The following is a 5864-nucleotide window of genomic DNA, read 5'->3' as shown; positions in this document are numbered from 1 at the left end:
CCGCCCGCCCAAGCCGAAGCCGAAGCCGACCCGCACGGCACCCGTCCCGACCGCCAGCACCGGTACGCCGACCGTCGCCGGCTGCCCACAGGGCCCGCACCAGCGCCAGGTGGAGACGTACCTGGCCCGGTTGGGCGGGTTCGGGGCCGTGACCGTCGACGGCCGGCAGTCCGCCGCCGACTGCACCGCGATCAAGAAGTTCCAGAAGAGGTACGGCATTCGCCCCGTCGAGGGTCGCGCCGGGCCGACCACGCTCGACGTCGCCCAGCGTCTCGCCACCACCGACCCGGCCCGCTGCAAGGCCGGCACCGGCACCACGTTCTGTGTGGACCTGACCCGGCAGACCGTCTGGGCGGTCCGCGGCGGCAAGGTGATCATGGCGCCCACGGTGACCCGCACCGGAATGTCCGGCTACCGCACCCCCGCCGGCAGCTACACGGTCAACTTCCGCAATCCCAAGGAGTGGTCCGATCCGTACGAGGTGTGGCTGCCGTACTGGCAGCACTTCACCCAGGGGATGGGCTTCCACGAAACCACCACCTACCTGCACGACAAGTCGATCGGCTCGCACGGTTGCGTCAACCTGCTGCACGCCGACGCCGTCCGGATGTGGGAGTTGGGGAAGGTCGGCACCCGGGTGGTGCTGGTCGGCCGCCGCCCCGGCACCTGAGCGACACGCAGCGGATCGGGGGGATGACCCCCTGTCCGGTCGGCCCGACGAGTGTCACCCTTGGGAGTCCAGGGCCGGACCGGGCGGGGAGGCTGGGCATGACGGTCGACCGTGACGTGATCGCGGAGCATGAGCACGTACCACCCGATGAGGTGTCCCGCGCGACAGTGGTCGCGTACGCCGTCGCGGCGACGCTGCTCCTCGGGTGGTTCCTCTTCGGTTGGCTGGTGCTCCAGCAGGGCTTCGTCGACTCGGTCGGGGAGTCCGCCGGTGCCGGGTTCGCCCTGCTGCTGATCATCTCCGTGGTCGGCACCGTCCGCCGCAGCCGCCGCTGAACGTCAGCGCGGTCCGACCCGCGAAGAGTCGGGTCAGTCCGCCACCACCGCCGCGGTGATCCGGTGCAGCGCGAAGGTGTGCAGCATCTCGGTGCGCTCGTCCTCGGCCCGCAGGTAGCCGGCGCCTATCGACACCGGCTTGACCAGGCGCGACGCGGTCGCCCCGTGCGCGTCGACGTAACCGACCCAGACCAGCGCCTTGTCCCGGACCGCCTGCTGGAGCACCGCCAACGCCTCGCTGTGGGTGTGCGCCGGCACCGGGCCGCCACCCAGCCCCGCCGCACCGCCCCGCACCACCGCCGGTGCCCGTCGGGCCGCCCGCGCCGCCGCGTCACCCCGCCGGATGTGCTCCACCACCCCGAGCAACCGGGGCATGGGCAGCTTCGGGGCGGCCAGCGGATCGACAGTCCGGGTCGTCACCGACACCCGGGCCGGCGCCCGCCGGATTCGAGGCCGGGTCAGCACGGTGCCGCCGGTGCCGTCCTCCTGCACCGGGGCGTACCCCGCGTCGCGGAGCGCGCCCAACAGCCGGCCGACCTGGTACTGCGTGCACAGCACCGTCGGCGCGAGCCGCCGCAGGGCCAACGACTCCAGTCGCCGGTCGGCCAGCACCTCGCTGATCAGCGTCTCGTCGTCGCTGCGCAGGTACGCCCCGGCCAGGCCGACCCGGAGCCCGCCGTGCTTCCGGGCCACGTCGTCGACCAGGTAGCTGAGCCCCTGCGGCACCGGGGTACGCGACCGGCGGCGGAACACGTCGTGCAGGTCGTCGGCGGTGTAGCCAGAATCGAGTGCGCGCCGCACGCTCGCCGTGGTGACCCGGTGCACGCTGGCCCCGCCGGCCGACTCCAGCTCGGTCATCGCCTCCAACTCGGCGGCCAGCGCCGGCTCGGGCGGGCCGGGCACCACCACGGTCAGGTCGGCCTGCACCAGGAAGTGATCGACCGGGGCGGGCAGCAGCGCGTCCAACGCCCGGGCGGCACTGGACGGGTCGCCGCTCTCCACGTCCGCGTGCACGCCCAGCGGGTCGTCGCCGCCCCGCTCGTCGGCCGACGTCAGGTCACCGAGCAGCAGCCGACCGTACGAGGTGAGCGCGCCCAGCCCGGTCACGCCCAGCTGGGCGGCCTCGGCCAGCACCTCCCGGTGGGTGGCTTCCCGGCCCCGGCTGCGTCGCGGGGCCCGCCAGTCCAGCAGGTCCTGCACCTCCTCGGGGGTGGGCGCGGTCGCCGGTTCCAGGTCGGCGAGCACGCCGAGCACCGCCCGTCGGGTGGCCGGCACGCCGGCCCGCTCGGCCTCGGCGGAGAGCGCGGTGATCGGCCGGTCCCGGTCGTCACGGCGACCGATCAGCCCCACCTGCCGAGTCATGGTCAGCCACGCCCGGGCCAGTTGTTCCCACCGCTGGGCCAGCGAGGCGGCCCGCCACACCTCGTACCCGCCGGTCGGCAACACCTGGTGATCCGCCCCGTAGCGGCCGGTGGCCGCCCCGGGTATCTCCAGCTCACCGGCGAGCCCGGCCGCGTACGCGACCTCCAGCAGCAGCGCGGCGTTCGGCTCGTCCAGCCCGGCGGTACGCGCCAACCGCCGCAGATCCCGGACACCGATGCCACCCGAGCGCAGCACCGGTGCCGGCTCGTCGGCGAGCTGCTCCAGCAGCCCCTCGGTGTGCCGCACCACCTCCATGGTCTGCCCGGCCCCGGCCGAGTCGACCGCCTTCGGCTCGCGCGTCGCGGCGGCCACCGGAGGTGGGCTGGTGCGCAGCGGCCCGAGCGGGCCGCTGTCGCGGCGCAACAGCAGGCCGACCTCGCGGGGCAGCTCGACAGTGCCGCTCGCCGTCGACGAGCCAGTCGTCACCGGGACCAGCAGCCGGTTGTCGACGAGCCAGCGCACCGGTGAGCCGGTCGGAGCGCCCCCGTTGGTCGGGTCGGCGAGCACCGGGTCGTCCGCGCCGACCGGTGGGGCCTGCAACGCGCCCGGTGGCACGCTGCCCACCGGCGGGCCGGCCGCCAGCCGGTCCAGGATCGCCCGGGCCGAGGGTGGGGCGGCCAGCAGCGTCCGTCGTAGCTTCGCCGGGTCCGCGCAGAGCGCGGCCGTCCGTGGGTCCAGCTCCTCGGCCGGCCGGCCGAGCCCGGCGGGGTACGGGGCGACCTCGTCGACGGCGGGCACCACCTGTAGGGCGTGCTCGGGGCCGTACAGGAGGAAGAGCGCGCGCAGCCGGCCCACGGCGGCCCGGACGGCCCTCGGAGCCGGCGGATGCGGCCCGGCGGTCGCCATCGCGAGCACCGCGTCGGTGGCCGTGGTGCCGTCGTCCGGATTCCGGGTGAGCCGGGCGGCGTCGAGGATCTGCAGGGTGAACTGGTCCAGGCCGTCCAGCGCGCGGGCCACGGAGACCCTTGACTGGGCCCGGATGGCCAGGGCGGAGACGTCGGCCGGCACGGGCACGACGAGATCGGGCCGCAGCTGCAGGAGTGCGGCCAGTGACTCGTCGGGCAGCGACCGGAGGTGGTCGGCGAGTGAGGTGGTCATCGTCTTTCCACGCTAGCCCGGCAGCGGGCTTCCGCGCCCCTCGGACGTCCGGCCGACCGGGGATCGCCGGGTACGTTTCTGGACATGCCCGCACTGACCGTCGGATTCGATCTCGACATGACCCTGGTGGACTCCCGCCCCGGCATCGCCGCGGCCTACCGGGCGCTGACCGCGAGGACCGGCGTGCCGGTCGACGCCGAACTGGCGGTGTCCCGGCTCGGGCCGCCGCTGCGGACCGAGATCGCGCACTGGTTCCCGCCGGAGCAGGTCGAGTCGGCCGTGCGGGTGTACCGCGAGCTGTACCCGGCGTACGCGATCACCCCGACGCTCCCGTTGCCCGGAGCCCGGGAGGCCATCGACGCGATCCGGGCGCGGGGTGGCCGTGTGCTGGTCGTCACGTCGAAGGTCGGCCGGCTGGCCCGGTTGCACCTGGACCACCTCGGCTTCGCCGTCGACGAGTTGGCCGGTGACCTGTTCGCCGAGCAGAAGGCGACAGCCCTGCGGGAGCACGGCGCGACCCACTACGTCGGTGACCATGTGGCCGACATGGTGGCGGCGGCAGCGGCCGGGGTGCCGGGGATCGGCGTCGCGACCGGCCCGTGCTCCCGGGATGAGCTGCGTTCGGCCGGGGCGGAAGTGGTGCTGGATCAGCTCACTGAATTCCCAGCGGCACTCGACGGCATGATCCAGCTAGCCTTGGAGCAGTAGCGGCTCAAGTGAAGCAGGGGTTTTCAGGTGCCTACGGGTCGAGTGAAGTGGTACGACACGGCCAAGGGATACGGCTTCGTCACGAGTGACGAGGGTGGCGATGTGTTCCTGCCCAAGGGGGCACTGCCGGCGGGTGTCACCGACCTCAAGGGTGGCCAGCGGGTCGACTTCAGCGTGGTGGACAGTCGCCGGGGCGCACAGGCCATGGGAGTCAAGCTGCTCGACGCGCCGCCGTCGATGGCGGAGCTGCGCCGTCGACCGGCCGAGGAGCTGCACGGCCTGGTCGAAGACATGATCAAGGTGCTGGAGGCGAAGGTCCAGCCGGACCTGCGCCGGGGTCGGTACCCGGACAAGAAGACCGCGCAGAAGATCGCTCAGCTGGTCCACGCGGTCGCGCGCGAGCTGGAGGTCTGAGGCACCAGGCCGGCGGTGGCGGCCCGGTCGAGCAGTGCCGCCACCGCGGCGTGACCAGCCTCGCCCAGGTCCGCGGTGAACTCGTTGACGTAGAGGCCGATGTGTCGGTCCACCACGTCGAGTTCCATCTCCTGAGCGTGCGCCAGCACGTACTCGCGGCCGGCCGCCGGGTCCGCCCAGGCCTGCCGGACCGACTCGCGGACCCACCCGGCCGCGGCCTGCGGGTCCACCGCGCCACGGCGGGCCAGGATCGCGCCGAGCGGGATCGGCAGGCCGGTGTCGGCCTCCCACCACTCGCCGAGGTCGACCAGGGCGCTCAGGCCGTGCCGGTGGTAGGTGAACCGGGCCTCGTGGATGACCAGCCCGGCGTCGTAGCGCCCGGCCGCCACCCCGGGCATGATCTCGTGGAACGGGACCACCTCGATCCGGGCCGCGGTCGCCCGGCCGACCAGAGCCGGAACAGCAGGTACGCGGTGGTCCGGTCGCCCGGCACCGCCACCGTGGCACCGGTCAGGTCGGTGCGGTCGGGGCCGCCGTCCCGATCGCCCCGGGTCAGCACCAGCGGGCCGCAGCCCTGACCGAGCGCGCCGCCGCAGGGCAGCAGGTGGTAGTCGTCGAGCAGCCAGGGCAGCGCCGCGAAGCTCACCTTGACCAGATCGAACGCGCCCCGCTCGGCCGCCGTGTTGGTGACATCCACGTCGGCGTACGTCACCTCGACCGGCGGTGCGCCGGGCACCCGCCCGTGCACCAGGGCGTGGAAGACGAACGTGTCGTTGGGGCAGGGCGAGATCGCCAGGGAGAGCGCCACGCTGCTCACCGTAGCCCCGCCCCGGCTTCGCCACCCGCGCCCGCCCCGCCCGCAGTGTGATCCGCCACGGAGGTGGCTGCGGATGGCCGGGAGCGCGTCGGCGCCGACCCTGCGCCGACCTTGCGCCGACCTTGCGCCGACACGGCGCGGACACGGGCGGGCAGTGGCGTGGGCGGTGGCCCTCGGCTGAGGTCGGACATCTGCCCCGGACGCCCTATGGAGCTGATGTCGTAGACGAATCAGCCTCAGCTCGGGGAGACGCTGCGGCGGTGGTGTGTCGGTCGTGGTGGGCCCGGCGGTGCTGTGGCGGTCGTGGGTTGGCAGCGGTGCGTCGGTGGTGGCGGGTAACGGGTGGTGGGTGGCGCGTGTTGGGTCGGCGACGATGCGTCGGTCGTGGTGGGCCCGGCGG

General features: G+C 74.0%; 5 protein-coding genes and 1 pseudogene. 4 read left to right on the top strand and 2 right to left on the bottom strand.

The window, feature by feature from the left end:
* Together JM949_RS32735 and JM949_RS32730 are read left to right on the top strand one after the other, a co-directional pair.
* The coding region (locus JM949_RS32735; protein WP_203151934.1) for a L,D-transpeptidase family protein at window positions 1-670 on the top strand (670 nt) is incomplete at its 5' end.
* Window positions 671-768: 98 nt separating this feature from the next.
* Entirely contained in the window at window positions 769-1005 is a 237-nt protein-coding gene (locus tag JM949_RS32730; RefSeq protein WP_203151933.1) for a hypothetical protein, read from the top strand.
* Between the two features lie 33 nt (window positions 1006-1038).
* Here the strand turns inward: JM949_RS32730 and JM949_RS32725 are convergent, their stop codons facing one another.
* Window positions 1039-3525, bottom strand: a complete 2487-nt coding sequence (locus tag JM949_RS32725) for a helicase-associated domain-containing protein (RefSeq protein ID WP_203151932.1) — start codon at window positions 3523-3525, stop codon at window positions 1039-1041.
* An 84-nt stretch (window positions 3526-3609) separates the two neighbouring features.
* Between JM949_RS32725 and JM949_RS32720 the strand changes: the two genes are divergently transcribed.
* Window positions 3610-4233, top strand: coding sequence for an HAD family hydrolase (locus JM949_RS32720; RefSeq protein ID WP_203151931.1), 624 nt, complete (start codon window positions 3610-3612; stop codon window positions 4231-4233).
* Between the two features lie 27 nt (window positions 4234-4260).
* Window positions 4261-4647 carry a cold-shock protein gene (locus tag JM949_RS32715; protein ID WP_088986676.1) on the top strand — a complete coding sequence of 129 codons (387 nt, stop codon included), beginning with the start codon at window positions 4261-4263 and terminating at the stop codon, window positions 4645-4647.
* On the opposite strand, the pseudogene JM949_RS32710 reads toward JM949_RS32715, so the two are convergent.
* A pseudogene (locus JM949_RS32710) lies at window positions 4608-5455 on the bottom strand (1,4-dihydroxy-6-naphthoate synthase). The gene JM949_RS32715 and the pseudogene JM949_RS32710 overlap by 40 nt on opposite strands.
* Between the last annotated feature and the right edge of the window lie 409 nt (window positions 5456-5864).

It is taken from the genome of Micromonospora tarensis, from assembly GCF_016803395.1.
Classification (GTDB): domain Bacteria; phylum Actinomycetota; class Actinomycetes; order Mycobacteriales; family Micromonosporaceae; genus Micromonospora; species Micromonospora tarensis.
Note: the sequence above shows the minus strand (reverse complement) of the source record. Positions and strands in the feature narration are given on the sequence as shown.

What these genes read in the sequence shown, in the direction of transcription:
- JM949_RS32720 (WP_203151931.1), top strand. Translation starts at nt 3,610, where the DNA reads ATGCCCGCACTGACCGTCGGATTCGATCTCGACATGACCCTGGTGGAC.
- JM949_RS32725 (WP_203151932.1), bottom strand. Translation starts at nt 3,525, where the DNA reads ATGACCACCTCACTCGCCGACCACCTCCGGTCGCTGCCCGACGAGTCA.
- JM949_RS32730 (WP_203151933.1), top strand. Translation starts at nt 769, where the DNA reads ATGACGGTCGACCGTGACGTGATCGCGGAGCATGAGCACGTACCACCC.